Origin of the sequence: Pseudomonas sp. GM79, from assembly GCF_000282495.1 — a bacterium.
Lineage (GTDB): Bacteria > Pseudomonadota > Gammaproteobacteria > Pseudomonadales > Pseudomonadaceae > Aquipseudomonas.
In genome coordinates, this window is record NZ_AKJE01000021.1 from 57,587 (window position 1) to 71,410 (window position 13,824).

10 protein-coding genes are annotated in these 13,824 nt (G+C 59.4%); 2 read left to right on the forward strand and 8 right to left on the reverse strand.

What is annotated here, in order from left to right; all coding sequences use genetic code 11:
• Positions 1-129: 129 nt before the first annotated feature.
• Both PMI36_RS25855 and PMI36_RS25850 read right to left on the reverse strand, forming a co-directional pair.
• A complete protein-coding gene (locus PMI36_RS25855) occupies positions 130-1,506 on the reverse strand; it encodes a GTPase/DUF3482 domain-containing protein (protein ID WP_008068037.1) in 1,377 nt (458 codons plus the stop codon).
• Positions 1,499-2,878 carry a DUF2868 domain-containing protein gene (locus PMI36_RS25850; protein ID WP_008068048.1) on the reverse strand — a complete coding sequence of 460 codons (1,380 nt, stop codon included), beginning with the start codon at positions 2,876-2,878 and terminating at the stop codon, positions 1,499-1,501. The genes PMI36_RS25855 and PMI36_RS25850 overlap by 8 nt, the downstream gene beginning before the upstream one ends.
• A gap of 85 nt (positions 2,879-2,963) precedes the next feature.
• Here PMI36_RS25850 and PMI36_RS25845 point away from each other — a divergent pair, with 85 nt between their 5' ends.
• Positions 2,964-3,476 (forward strand): dihydrofolate reductase, encoded by a 513-nt coding sequence (locus PMI36_RS25845; protein WP_008068050.1) that lies wholly within the window; start codon positions 2,964-2,966, stop codon positions 3,474-3,476.
• Between the two features lie 118 nt (positions 3,477-3,594).
• Here the strand turns inward: PMI36_RS25845 and PMI36_RS25840 are convergent, their stop codons facing one another.
• A complete protein-coding gene (locus tag PMI36_RS25840) occupies positions 3,595-4,986 on the reverse strand; it encodes an L-cystine transporter (RefSeq protein WP_008068052.1) in 1,392 nt (463 codons plus the stop codon).
• A 238-nt stretch (positions 4,987-5,224) separates the two neighbouring features.
• Here PMI36_RS25840 and PMI36_RS25835 point away from each other — a divergent pair, with 238 nt between their 5' ends.
• Positions 5,225-6,286 carry a hypothetical protein gene (locus PMI36_RS25835; RefSeq protein WP_007897832.1) on the forward strand — a complete coding sequence of 354 codons (1,062 nt, stop codon included), beginning with the start codon at positions 5,225-5,227 and terminating at the stop codon, positions 6,284-6,286.
• A 228-nt stretch (positions 6,287-6,514) separates the two neighbouring features.
• Here the strand turns inward: PMI36_RS25835 and ilvD are convergent, their stop codons facing one another.
• From ilvD to PMI36_RS25810, 5 genes are all read right to left on the reverse strand, one after another.
• A complete protein-coding gene (gene ilvD, locus PMI36_RS25830; protein ID WP_007897835.1) occupies positions 6,515-8,356 on the reverse strand; it encodes a dihydroxy-acid dehydratase in 1,842 nt (613 codons plus the stop codon).
• A gap of 258 nt (positions 8,357-8,614) precedes the next feature.
• Positions 8,615-9,835: an MFS transporter gene (locus PMI36_RS25825; RefSeq protein WP_008068054.1), complete on the reverse strand. Its 1,221-nt coding sequence runs from the start codon at positions 9,833-9,835 to the stop codon at positions 8,615-8,617.
• Complete coding sequence (locus tag PMI36_RS25820; RefSeq protein ID WP_008068056.1) at positions 9,828-10,805, reverse strand: diiron oxygenase; 978 nt, start codon at positions 10,803-10,805, stop codon at positions 9,828-9,830. The genes PMI36_RS25825 and PMI36_RS25820 overlap by 8 nt, the downstream gene beginning before the upstream one ends.
• A complete protein-coding gene (locus tag PMI36_RS25815; RefSeq protein ID WP_008068057.1) occupies positions 10,802-11,881 on the reverse strand; it encodes a SagB family peptide dehydrogenase in 1,080 nt (359 codons plus the stop codon). The genes PMI36_RS25820 and PMI36_RS25815 overlap by 4 nt, the downstream gene beginning before the upstream one ends.
• Positions 11,882-12,318: 437 nt before the next feature.
• Positions 12,319-13,515 (reverse strand): class I SAM-dependent rRNA methyltransferase, encoded by a 1,197-nt coding sequence (locus PMI36_RS25810; protein ID WP_007897847.1) that lies wholly within the window; start codon positions 13,513-13,515, stop codon positions 12,319-12,321.
• Between the last annotated feature and the right edge of the window lie 309 nt (positions 13,516-13,824).

Below are 13,824 nucleotides of genomic sequence, written 5' to 3' on the forward strand. Positions count from 1 at the left end.
GGCCTTCGCGAGCAAGCCCGCTCCCACATTTGATCTGCAGTGATTAGAGATTTTGTGTACGACACAGCTCCAATGTGGGAGCGGGCTTGCTCGCGAAGGGGCCCGCCTGAACAGCACATCACTCGGGCTCTACAACTGCTGCGCCAACACCTCAACCTGCTCTTGGCGCTCCCCCTGACTCAACTTCGAATGAGGATTGAGCGACGACCACTGCGGATGCGCCCGCGCCTTGTTCAGCGCTTCGGGCAGTTTGCCTTCGCGCCAGGTTTTGTCCTGCGGCGTGGCGACCTGAATGCTGTCCATCGCTGCATGGCCACGGGAATTCAGCGCTTGTAGCAATTGCCGCTGACGCAGCGCCAACAGCCGTAGCACGCCGTCGTCGACGGTCAGTTCTCGCTGCCCCTTTATTTTGCCCAGCAAACGGCTGCCGTAACTGCGGGCAGTTTGCAGGGCGCCACCGGCAATCGCTCCTGCCAGTGCCGCGGCGCCGAGGGTCAGGCCGCCCACCAGCAGATCGACCCCGGCCCCGGCCGCCGCGCCAGCCGCGATGCCGCCGCCGACCCGCACACCGAGCTGCTTCAGGGTTTCCGGGTTGAACAGATCATCGCCCCAGCGGCCATCGAGCAACGGCAAGTCACTGGCCGCCGCGTCTTGTGGGCGGAAGGCATAGAGCTTGAGCAAGGCCTCGACGCAGCGTTGTTCGCGCTGACGCACGGCTTTGCGCAGTTCGCTGATCGCTTGTTGTTCCTGCTCCACCTCGCTGACCACACTGCGGCGGCAGGCGGCGCAATCGATCAATAAATCGGCAATCAGCCGCGCTGCACTCTGCTGACGGGCCAGGCGTTGGGCCTGCTGGTCGGCGATCAAACGCTCCAGTTGTTCGCGGGAGTTTTCCAGCAGCAGCGCCAAGCTTTCATAGAGTCGACGCTCGCCATCTTCCGGTGGCGCGACGCTGTCGAAACGCACCAACGCATGCAAGCCCAATCGCGCCAGGGCTTCACGCCAATCAGGTTCGCGGTGCTGGGCGCTGCTGACAAAATTCAACACTGGCAGCAGCGGTTTGCCGCAACTGGCCAACACTTCCAGTTCGTCGCGGTACTTGGCCAGCACCGGCTCCCGGGCGTCGATCACATAGAGGCCGGCGTCCGAGGCGAGCAGTTGCCGCAGCACCTTGGCTTCCTGTTCGAAACGCTGTCGGGCTTCGCTGCCCTCAAGGAATCGTGCCAGTCGTGCCGGGCCGTCGAGGCGTTCGCCGGGACGTTCCAGACGCTCGAGGTAGTCGAGCAGGGCGATGGCGTCCTCCAGACCCGGTGTGTCGAACAGATCGAGTAACGGCTCGCCGTCTACCGACAAGCGCGCGCCTTCGACGTGACGTGTGGTGCTGGGACGATGGGACACTTCGCCGAAGCCGACGTCTCGTGTCAGCGTTCGCAACAACGAGGTTTTGCCGACATTGGTGTGGCCGACCACGGCGAGCTTCAACGGCTGTTTCCAGGCATCAGTCATGACCCGTCTCCAGCCAGTTCAACGGCGCGCAATCGGCGAACGGCAGGTCCAGTTGTCGTAGCGCAACATGCCAGTCGCCCAGGCGTTCGGCATCCAGCGCTTCGCCAGGCGGCGCTTGCAGCAACCACACACGGGTGGCGGTAGCGCTGCGGGCCAGTTCGGCGATCAGCGCCAGGCTGCCACGGTCCGGCGAACGCCGTGGGTCACAGGCGATGGCCAGCCGGGCAGGGGGAAAACGACTCAGCTGTTCAAGCAGTTTGTGCCGGGATTCGCGGCTGTCGAGGATGCCGGCGTCGTTGACGCTTTTCGGCAGCTGCGGTGGCCAGGGGCGTTGGTCGTCCAGCTCGATGGCCACCAATAGCGAGCCATCGCTTTGCAGATCGCTGACAGCGCTTTCAACCCGATGAAGTTGCTCCGGTGCGGCATCGCTGATGCCCAAGCGTTCGCTGGTGGGCATCAGCCGTTCGCGCAGTTGGGCGTAGCCGGGCAGGTTCAAATCCAGATGCAGGGCTGCTTGACCGGTTTTCCAGCGCCACAGGCAGAACAAGGCGAGCAGCAATCGCGGCAAAACGCCGTACACCAGCAGCACCCCAACCAGCCACGCCGCCCAGGCCTGGCGGGCGCTTTCGATGTTCAGCGCAGCATCACCGCTGGCGCGGATCATCTCCACGCTGGGCACACTGAAACCGAGCAAGGCCGGCAGGGCACCGAGGGCTTGGGTCATGGCGACGAAGGTGTCGCCGCCGAGAATGGTGGTTTCCCAGACGAAGCCGTAACGCCGGGTCGCCATCAGCGTCAGCACCATCACCAAAGCGCTGAGCATCGCCAGCAACCACAACCCGTTGACCAGCACACCCAGCGCCCAACGATTGAGTTTCTGCCGTTGCAGCAACAGCAGCAGGGCCGGCGCCAGTTGTGCGGCGTTGGCATCGCGGGCGAGTTTTTCACTGAGCCACAGCCATAAGCGTCCGAGGGCGGCGCCTTGTTCACCGGCGAACACCAGGCCCAAGGCCCAGCTCAGCAATAGAATCAGATTCAGCCCGAGCAGACTGCTCAACGCCCAGAACACATTGACCGGGGTCTGGCCATCGCCCAATGCGGCAAACGCCAGGCCGGCGCCGCTGATTACGGCGAGAATGGCCAGCACGATCAGCGCCAGTCGCGCGCCTTGCAGCCAATGTTTGAGGGCGTGGGTCTGTCCGTCGCGCTCGGCCAGCCACAGGGCACGGCGTTGAATGCGCGTCGGCAGGTCGCCGCCGGCGCTACGGGCGATTCGATTGGCTTCCAGATCGTCCAGCGGGCCTGCGTGTTCTTCACGCAGACGTATGGTTTCACTCAGCCAGAGGTTTTGCAGGGGTGTCAGTTCAGTCACGCGGCTTCCCGTCGCTTAATTGAGCGGTGAGCATAACCGCTGTGGCGCTTATCGGGGTAAGGGAGGCTCTGGTATCCTCGCCGACATGACTAAATCACTCCCCCTCAGCCTGATCGCAGCCCTCGGTGAAAACCGTGTGATCGGCGTCGACAACAGCATGCCCTGGCACTTGCCGGGGGACTTCAAATACTTCAAGGCCACCACCCTCGGCAAGCCGATCATCATGGGTCGCAAGACCTGGGATTCCCTCGGTCGTCCGCTGCCGGGGCGGTTGAACATCGTGGTCAGTCGTCAGGCGGATCTGCAGCTGGAAGGCGCGGAGGTTTATCCGTCGCTGGAGGCTGCCGTCGCTCGGGCGCAGGAATGGGCGAACGAGCAGGGCGTCGATGAGGTGATGCTGATTGGCGGCGCGCAGTTGTATGCGCAAGGGTTGGCACAGGCTGATCGGCTGTACCTGACCCGCGTGGCGCTGAGCCCGCAAGGGGATGCGTGGTTTCCGGAGTTTGATTCGAACCAGTGGAAGCTGGTGTCGAATGTTCCGAATCCGGCGGAAGGCGACAAGCCGGCGTATAGCTTCGAGGTTTGGGAAAAGGCCTAAAAGCTTCGCGGGCAAGCCCGCTCCCACATTGGATCTGGGGTGTTCACACGATGTGTGCTTAACCGCAGGACTAATGTGGGAGCGGGCTTGCTCGCGAAAGCGGTCTACCGGTCGTCGATCAAGCCTGAGCCAACGCCCCATGCTCGTCAGCATCCAGCAATTGCTTATCGGTCTGCTGCATCATCTGGCTGGTAATCGCACCCGCCGTGATCGAACCACTCACGTTCAACGCCGTACGCCCCATATCAATCAACGGCTCAACCGAAATCAGCAACGCCACCAGTGATACCGGCAAACCCATGGCCGGCAGCACGATCAATGCGGCGAAGGTCGCGCCGCCACCAACCCCGGCCACACCGGCCGAACTCAGCGTCACAATCGCCACCAACGTCGCGATCCACAGTGGGTCCAGCGGGTTGATGCCCACGGTCGGCGCGACCATCACCGCCAGCATTGCCGGGTACAGACCGGCACAGCCGTTCTGGCCAATGGTCGCGCCGAACGAGGCGGCGAAACTGGCGATGGACTGTGGAATACCCAAACGGCTGGTCTGGGCTTCGATGCTCAGCGGAATGGTGGCGGCGCTGGAGCGGCTGGTGAAGGCAAACGTCAGCACCGGCCAGATCTTGCGGAAGAAGCGCAGCGGGTTGATCCCGGCCACCGACACCAGCAAGCCATGGACCACAAACATCAAGCCCAGGCCGATGTAGGACACCACCACGAAACTGCCGAGCTTGATGATGTCTTGCAGGTTGGAGCTGGCGACCACTTTGGTCATCAGCGCCAATACGCCGTACGGGGTCAGCTTCATCACCAGACGCACCAAGCGCATCACCCAGGCTTGCAAGGTGTCGATGGCGTTGATCACTTTCTGACCTTTCTCGACATCATCCTTGAGCAGTTGCAGTGCGGCGACCCCAAGGAGTGCCGCGAAGATCACCACGCTGATGATCGATGTCGGCTTGGCGCGAGCCAAATCGGCGAACGGGTTCTGTGGGATGAACGACAGCAGTAGCTGTGGCACGTTCAGGTCGGCAACCTTGCCCGCGTAATCGCTCTGAATGGTTTGCAGGCGAGCCATTTCCTGGGTGCCGGCGACCAGGCCTTCGGCTGTGAGGCCGAACAGGTTGGTCAGACCGATGCCGATCAGCGCCGCGATGGCGGTGGTGAACAGCAGCGTGCCGATGGTCAGGAAACTGATTTTGCCCAGCGACGAAGCGTTGTGCAGGCGCGCCACGGCGCTGAGGATCGAGGCGAACACCAGTGGGATCACGATCATTTGCAGCAACTGCACGTAACCGTTGCCCACCAGATCGAACCAACTGATCGAGGCTTTCAATACCGGGTTGCCCGCACCATAAGTTGTGTGCAGAGCGACACCAAATGCCACGCCCAGTACCAGCGCGAGCAGAACCTTTTTGGCCAGGCTCCACGTGGTATGACGGGTTTGTGCCAGGCCAAAGAGCAAGGCGAGGAACACCAGCAGATTGAGGATCAGCGGCAGATTCATAGAAGCTCCATAGACTTGTGCCAGCCACCTTCGTGTGTGACTGCGAACCGGCAAGCCTAACAGCTTGATATGTAATGATTTAATATCAAAAACAGCGGTTGACTGTCGTTTTTGGAATAAGCCGATGCCGCTGTGAGGAATGCAGTTGGCGGAATCAGGATGCAAGCGGTCGCGGGCAGGCGGGGACTGTCATACGGATTTGTTAGCGTCGATATCTTTAAATCAGGGAGAAACGCAGATGAAGCTCGCACCGAAATTTCTGGCTGCCGCACTGAGTTTGGGACTGGGCCTTGCCGGCCAGGTCTTCGCCACAGATTTGAAGCATTGGCCAGCCGATCAGGCCAAGGCGCTGGACGCGATGATCGCGGCCAATGCCAACAAAGGTAACTTTGCGGTGTTCGACATGGACAACACCAGTTACCGCTACGACCTTGAAGAATCGTTGCTTCCGTTCATGGAAAACAAGGGCCTGATCACTCGCGAGAGCCTTGATCCCTCCCTGAAACTGATGCCGTTCAAGGACACCGCCGACCACAAGGAAAGCCTGTTCAGCTACTACTATCGCCTCTGCGAATTAGACGACATGGTTTGCTATCCATGGGTCGCCCAAGTGTTTTCCGGCTTCACCCTTCAGGAACTCAAGACCAACGTCGATGAGCTGATGGCGTCTGGCAAACCGGTGCCGAGCACTTATTACGATGGCGACGTGGTCAAGACCATCGATGTCAATCCACCGAAAATCTTCACCGGTCAGAAAGAGCTCTACACCAAGCTGATGGAGAACGGCATCGAGGTCTACGTGATGACCGCCGCCTCCGAAGAACTGGTCCGTATGGTCGCCTCCGATCCGAAGTACGGCTACAACGTCAAACCGCAGAACGTGATCGGCGTGAGCCTGTTGCTCAAGGACCGCAAGACCGGCGAGTTGACCACCGCGCGCAAGCAGGTCACCGCGGGCAAGTATGACGAGAAGGCCAACCTGGGCCTCGAGCTGACGCCATACCTGTGGACCCCGGCAACCTGGATGGCCGGCAAGCAGGCGGCGATTCTGACCTACATCGATGAATGGAAAAAACCGGTCCTGGTGGGCGGCGATACCCCGACCAGCGATGGCTACATGCTGTTCCACAGCGTCGACGTGTCCAAGGGCGGTATCCATTTGTGGGTCAACCGCAAAGACAAGTACATGACCCAGATTAACGGCATGATGGCCAAAAACGCAGCAGCCCAGGCGAAAGAAGGGTTGGCGGTGACGGCGGACAAGAACTGGGTGATCGTCAAGCCGGAAGAGATTCAGTAAGACCGGGTTGCTGCCAGACTCACTCTCAAAGGCCACATAGAACAAATGTGGTCGCGGGCTTGCTCGCGAAGAGGCCATAACATTCAACATCAATGTTGTCTGTCAGACCGCTTTCGCGAGCAAGCCCGCTCCCACAGTTGATTCGGGTTGCCTGAAATTTTTGTGATCGGCACATGCAAAAAAATGCCCCGCACTTGGCGGGGCATTTTTTTGTTCGACGGTTAAGTATTACAACCCGTCGAGCATCGCCTTGTTACGTACCGCACCCTTGTCGGCGCTGGTGGCCAACAGGGCATAGGCTTTGAGCGCCGTGGTCACTTTACGTGGACGCACTTCCACCGGTTTCCAGCCTTTCTTGTCCTGCTCGGCACGGCGGGCGGCCATTTCTTCATCGCTGATCAACAGGTTGATCGAGCGGTTCGGAATGTCGATCAGCACCTTGTCGCCATCCTGCACCAGACCAATCGCGCCGCCGGCAGCGGCTTCTGGCGATGCGTGGCCGATGGACAGGCCCGAAGTGCCGCCAGAGAAGCGGCCGTCGGTGAGCAGGGCGCAGGCTTTGCCCAGGCCTTTGGATTTCAGGTAAGACGTCGGGTACAGCATTTCCTGCATGCCCGGGCCGCCTTTCGGGCCTTCGTAACGAATGATCACGATGTCGCCGGCCTTCACTTCGTCGGCGAGGATGCCGCGTACGGCGCTGTCCTGGCTTTCGAAAATCTTCGCGTTGCCTTCGAAGACGTGGATCGACTCGTCGACGCCGGCGGTTTTCACCACGCAGCCGTCCAGAGCGATGTTGCCGTACAGAACGGCCAGGCCGCCTTCTTTCGAGTAAGCGTGTTCGACACTGCGGATGCAGCCGTTTTCACGGTCGTCATCCAGGGTTTCCCAACGGGTTGACTGGCTGAACGCGGTTTGCGTCGGGATGCCTGCCGGGCCGGCCTTGAAGAAGTGATGCACGGCTTCATCGGTGGTCTGGGTGATGTCCCACTTGGCGATGCCTTCAGCCAAGGACTTGCTGTGCACGGTCGGCAGGTCGGTGTGCAACAGACCGCCACGGGCCAGGGAGCCGAGGATGCTGAAGATCCCGCCGGCACGATGTACGTCTTCCATGTGGTACTTCTGGATGTTCGGCGCGACTTTGCACAGTTGCGGTACATGGCGGGAGAGACGGTCGATGTCGCGCAGGTCGAAATCGATCTCGGCTTCCTGGGCCGCGGCCAGCAAGTGCAGGATGGTGTTGGTGGAACCGCCCATGGCGATGTCCAGGGTCATGGCGTTTTCGAACGCCTTGAAGTTGGCGATGTTGCGTGGCAACACCGACTCGTCGTTCTCGCCGTAGTAACGCTTGCACAGCTCGACGATGGTGCGGCCGGCCTGCAGGAACAGCTGTTCGCGGTCGCTGTGGGTGGCCAGGGTCGAACCGTTGCCCGGCAATGCCAGGCCCAGGGCTTCAACCAGGCAGTTCATCGAGTTGGCGGTGAACATGCCAGAGCACGAACCGCAGGTCGGGCAGGCGCTACGCTCGTACTCGGCGACTTTCTCGTCGGAGGCGCTGGAGTCGGCGGCGATCACCATGGCATCGACCAGGTCGAGACCGTGGCTGGCCAGTTTGGTCTTGCCGGCTTCCATCGGGCCACCGGACACGAAGATCACAGGGATGTTCAGGCGCAAGGAGGCCATCAGCATGCCGGGGGTGATCTTGTCGCAGTTGGAAATGCAGACGATGGCATCGGCGCAGTGAGCGTTGACCATGTATTCGACGGAGTCGGCGATGATCTCGCGGCTCGGCAGCGAATAAAGCATGCCGTCGTGGCCCATGGCGATGCCGTCATCCACGGCGATGGTGTTGAATTCTTTGGCGACGCCGCCGGCCCGTTCGATTTCGCGAGCGACCAGTTGCCCCAGGTCCTTGAGGTGCACATGACCCGGTACGAACTGGGTAAAGGAGTTGGCAATGGCGATGATCGGCTTCTTGAAGTCGTCATCTTTCATCCCCGTGGCGCGCCACAGTGCGCGGGCACCGGCCATGTTGCGGCCGTGGGTGGATGTTTTCGAGCGGTAATCAGGCATGAAGCACTCCGGGCGGCTAATCAGGTATCAAAAGGGGAAGTGAGCTTCTATTGACGTCTGGAACACTCAGAAATGGCCGTGTGTCCGGAAGTTGCCGATAACTTTGCGGGATCGCCGCGCGCTTCAGCTTGAGCTCATAAACCCGCCGGGGGATGAATGGCGATGAATCTCGCGATTCTACACCGCTGGCGTCAGGAGGGAATGCCGGAAAACGTTGATCCAGCGCCGATGAAGCGTGTGGGGTGACGATCGGCGGGGTTATTCGACGCTTGGACTGGCTTTTGGGCTTTTGGCTCGTTGATTGATACGACTGTTGAGCGCCAGCGCCATGCTGCTCAGGATGACGAAGCTGTATCCAAGGGTGGATTGCAGGCTGGCCGGCCCCAAGCTGATGAGCGCACTGATCAACCCGCCGCAGATGAAAATCACCGTGCTGCCGGCCGACGCCGAGGTTCCCGCACTTTCAGGGAACAGGCTCATGGCTTTGGAGGTGGCGGCCGGTCGGGCAATGGTGGTGCCGGCGGTGCAGATGAGCATCGGTACCAGGACGGTGACCGATGACAGTGCAACGTGGTTTGAAAGGTAAAGCATGATGAGGCCGGACAGCAGGATCAGGCTCAGCCCGCTGATGATCTGATGACGGGGACTGATGCGTTTGCCCAGCACAATCGCAGCCATGCCGCCGACGATGTAGGCGCCGCCGTATACCAGCAGGATCAACGAGTAGTCATAGGCCGATAGCTGGAGTTGCTCCATGAAGATCAGCGGCGAAATAACGATGAATGAGAAATGGCAGGCGAAAGCAAAGCCTGAAATCAACCAGTAGGGCAGGAAGTCGGCATCACGCAGGACCCCACTGTAGGACTGGAGGATATTCGGCCGCGCGCGGGTTGCTGCCGGGCGGGTATTGTCGAGAAACAGCCAGGCTTTGAGCAGTACCACGCCGGCCAGTGCGGTAAACACCCAGAAGCTGCCCTGCCAGCCCAGCGTGGCTTGCAGGAATGTACCGGCCAACGGCGAGACCGAGATGAAAATGCCGGTGGCGGTGACCATCAGGATCCGCAACCGGTCACGTTCCTCACCCTCGAACAGATCCTGAATCAGTGCTTGTGACAGCACGAAACACCCGCAGCCGAGCGCCTGAATGACACGCAGCAGCAGGAAATGGACATAGTCCGTGGTCAGCACGCAGCCCACCGCCCCCAGCATCGAAACGGTGATTCCGGCGAGCAACAACCTTTTGCGTCCGATCACATCCGACAGCGGCCCGATCAGCAGTTGAGAGGCTGCTATACCGCCGGCAAACAGACTGATCGACAGCGCAATGTCGGCGGGCGTGCTGCGAAAGTGTTCGGTAAGTGCAGGGAACGAGGGAAGCAGGACATCCAGCGGGAATACGCCAAGCAGCACCATCGCCAACAACAGGCTGACTGCCCCCCGACGCTGTCTGGCGGTTGCCGCAGAATGTCCTTCATTCATCGATAAGACCTGCCTTCATGAACAGCTGCTGGTTGTATGGCAGGGCGAAGAATCCGGCTTTTTTCAACGCATCAAGCGTCGCGCCACTGCCGGATCGTGCACGCTGAAGGGTGGCTTGGCGGCTAGTCAGTTCTCCGAGAATCTGTGTGACGGCGGTCTCGTCGATACCCGCGCTGCGCAGGCTTTCCCGCATCCATCGCTCATCGGCTTCGAAGAAAATCCGGACGATGTTCAGCAGCAGCCTGCTGGCGAACGTGCGTTGACGGCTGTTCAGGGTCAACCACAGGTAATGGAACACTTCAGAGAAATAGCGGCTGTGAAGCGCCTCGTCCGAGAGATGGTCCCTGAGCATTGCCTGAACGCTGGACACCAGGTCGTCACGGCAGATGTCGAGCAGATCCTTGGCAATGATCGTCTCCGACACGAACCCGACGAGAAACCAGGCCAGTGCCCTGTTTTTTTCAGGTGTGTGGTCGAGCAAGGTGTTCAACCGCGTGATGCGGTGAGGCATGACCGGGCGCGGACTGATCCCGTAAACCCCGGCAACCTGCTCGGCAAGGCTGTTGGAGAACAGTGCGTGATAACCCTCGTCGGTATAAAGCTGAAGTGCGGCGGTCTTCATCCGCGGGGGGACGCAGGCCTTCAGTTCACCGTGGATGATGGTTTCCACGGATCGGTTGACGATGCGGTGTTCGAGCAAGGTGGTGTAGTCGAGGAAATACACCAGATGATTGGCCGACAGCCGATGGATGACGGTTTGGCCCAGCGCTTCGATAGCCGGATGCTTCAGGTACGCGAGGAAGGCCGGAGGAAACCAGTGGCGTGTTTCCAATTGTTGTTCCAGGTCTGGCGGCAATAGATAGTCGTGCTCGCTGGTTCGCACCGACGCGCGGGTATTCCAGTCGCCGAGGGTGAAACGCCGCGCCCAGGAAAGGGGGCGATCTATCGGCGCAATGATGGGGGCGGTCATTGTTGCGGCTCCCGACTGCTCAGCAGATCCTTCAATTCCTTGCACATCACTTGTCCGTCGCTGTGGCCACAGCCAACAAAAAACAAGGGTTGTTCTGGATTGTTCTCAAGCCCCAGCAATGTTTCGACCTGATCGTCCGTCAGAGCTCCTGTCAGCCATGTGTTCAGCCCCAGTGCAGTGGCCACCAGTTGAAAGGTCTGGGAAATATGCCCCGCCTCCACGAAGGCCATTCGGTAGGCTCGTGAGTGTTCATATTTCCACCACAACTTGTCGAAGCGAGCGGTAATGAACAGACCCACCGGCAGGTTATTGATGAAATGTTGGCCACACAGCAACTGCCCCAGGGGCGAGTCAGGTGCCGGGTTGATGAAGCTCAGTGCATGGTCGGTGGGGTGATAGGCGTAGAGCCCGGGTTTCAGGCCGCTGACGTTTTGTACATGAAGAAAGCCTTCGCAGGCATTCAGCCCGCCGCCGGACGGGCTGCTGCGTCGGGCACCGAGACCTTCGACAATGGTTTCGTCGACGTCATTTTCGCGTTCATGCAAGTAGCCCAGGGACAGGTAAAGCAGTGTGCTGACATCTTCTAGCGAAACCGCTTCATCCGTGAAGGTGCGGCAGGTTTTTCGGCCGGTCAGGACGTTGGCAAGGGAGTTCTCCGGCAGGCAGGAGGGTTTTGGCAGGGCAATCAGCTCGCGCGCCTGGTGTTCTTTGAGCCTGGTGCCCGGCGCGGCTGCGGCCAGTACTTCGGTGCAATGGTCCAGATAGTGCCTCGACCATTCATGAATGTTCTGAGGGACATGTTCGCAGGGAATGTTCTTGGTGCCGATATGGAATATCTTCGACAGTTCATCCCAGCCCCATTCAATAGTGTCTTGTTTTGAATGGGTCAATATTCCGGAGTTCAGAAGTTGAGTGTCTACTCTGTTGCTGTCATCATACAGTTTGGGGTTATTGATAAGTTGTACAAGCCGGGTTGAATATTCCAGGTTAAGTTCAAATTGTTTATGGTTTTTGTAATCCCAGACTATTTGGCCGGGCGTACGAGGAAGTATGAACAAGTATGGGTTTATCTGCATGATGGACGGTTCGCTCTGGACATAGCTATAGAAAACGCTGGGTAGCCGGCACTCCCCAGCGTTTCATTTACTTAGCGGGTTTTTGGCGCAACCAGAAAAGCCAGGTTAGCGATTTTGTTTGTTTCCAGAGTAATTGCTTTCATGTTTTTGACTCCTTGTCATTGATAGTGAGTGTCACTTCGCGGTGACAACTCAATCATAGGCTGTAATGAGCCCTTATCAAGGGGATATTAAGTAGGAAGATTCTAGTAATTTTGTCGGAGCGATCTGGCGGCAGGGGCAAGTTTGTAAGTTATATTCTTTTAAATAAAGGATGCAGGGAAACGTCCTGCAAGTCAGTAGGACTGCAAGAGTAAGAAACAGAGGCTGAAGAGTGGATGGTGTGGCGTTAAAACGGCTGACGGAGAGCCTGTTGGCTCCCCGTCAAACCAGCGTACTCAGCTGTTTGGCAGCAGACGGCAGGTGATGCTCTTGATGTAGCGAGTCTCGGCAATCGCTGGGTGTACCGGGTGATCCGGGCCCTGACCGCCGCGTTCCAGCATCTGGATGTTGCGGTCCAGGTGACGGGCGCTGGTCAGCAGGATGTTCTGCAGATCGTCTTCCGGCAGGTGCATCGAGCACGAAGCGCTGACCAGGATGCCGTCCTTGCTAAGCAGGCGCATGGCTTGCTCGTTCAGGCGACGGTAGGCGCCTTCACCGTTTTTCATGTCTTTCTTGCGTTTGATGAAGGCAGGAGGGTCGGCCACGATGACGTCGAAACGCTCTTCGCTGGCTTTCAGTTCCTTCAGGGCTTCGAACACGTCGCCTTCGATGCAGGTCATTTTTTCGGCGACGCCGTTCAGTGCGGCATTGCGCTCGACGCCATCGAGGGCGAAGGCCGAAGCATCGACGCAGAACACTTCACTGGCGCCGAAGGCAGCCGCTTGAACGCCCCAGCCGCCGATGTAGCTGTACAGGTCGAGTACGCGCTTGCCTTTGGCATAAGGGGCCAGACGCGCACGGTTCATGCGGTGGTCGTAGAACCAGCCGGTTTTCTGTCCCTGGATGACTGGCGCTTCGAATTTTACGCCGTTCTCTTCCAGCGCGACCCACTCCGGTACCAGGCCGAATACGGTTTCGACGTAGCGGTTGAGGCCTTCGGCATCACGGGCAGCGGAGTCGTTCTTGAACAGAATGCCGCTTGGCTTGAGCACTTGGGTCAGTGCCGCGATCACGTCGTCTTTGTGAGCTTCCATGGTCGCCGAGGCGATCTGGACGACCAGGATGTCGCCAAAACGGTCGACCACCAGGCCTGGCAGCAGGTCGGAGTCGCCGTAGACCAGGCGATAGAACGGCTTGTCGAACAGGCGATCGCGCAGGGACAGGGCAACGTTCAGGCGATGCACCAGCAGCGACTTGTCCAGCGGCAACTTGATGTCACGCGACAGCAGGCGGGCGCAGATCAGGTTGTTCGGGCTCATGGCAACGATGCCCAGCGGCTTGCCGCTGGCGGCTTCGAGGATCGCCTGGTCGCCGGCCTTGAAACCGTGCAAAGGCGTAGCGGCTACATCGATTTCGTTGCTGTAGACCCACAGGTGGCCGTTTCGCAGGCGACGGTCGGCGTTGGCTTTAAGGCGCAGGCTAGGCAGGGACATGACGTCGCTCCGGAAAAAAGAGCGGGAGTATAGCGTGTTGAGGGAGTGACGGGTTTGGTGGTCGATGAAACGCGGATGAGGCCTGTCAGTTAAAGTGTGAACCTGTGGGAGCGGGCTTGCTCGCGAAGGCGGGGTGCCAGGCAGCATTAATGTCGACTGACACGCCGCTTTCGCGAGCAAGCCCGCTCCCACATGAATGCGCTTGACTGACTGTCGGATCCATCTTTTTAAGGGTTAGAATCCCCGCCTGACCCGGAGTGTGTACTTATGTCCCAAGAGTTGACGACCGAACAGATTCAACAATCCTTG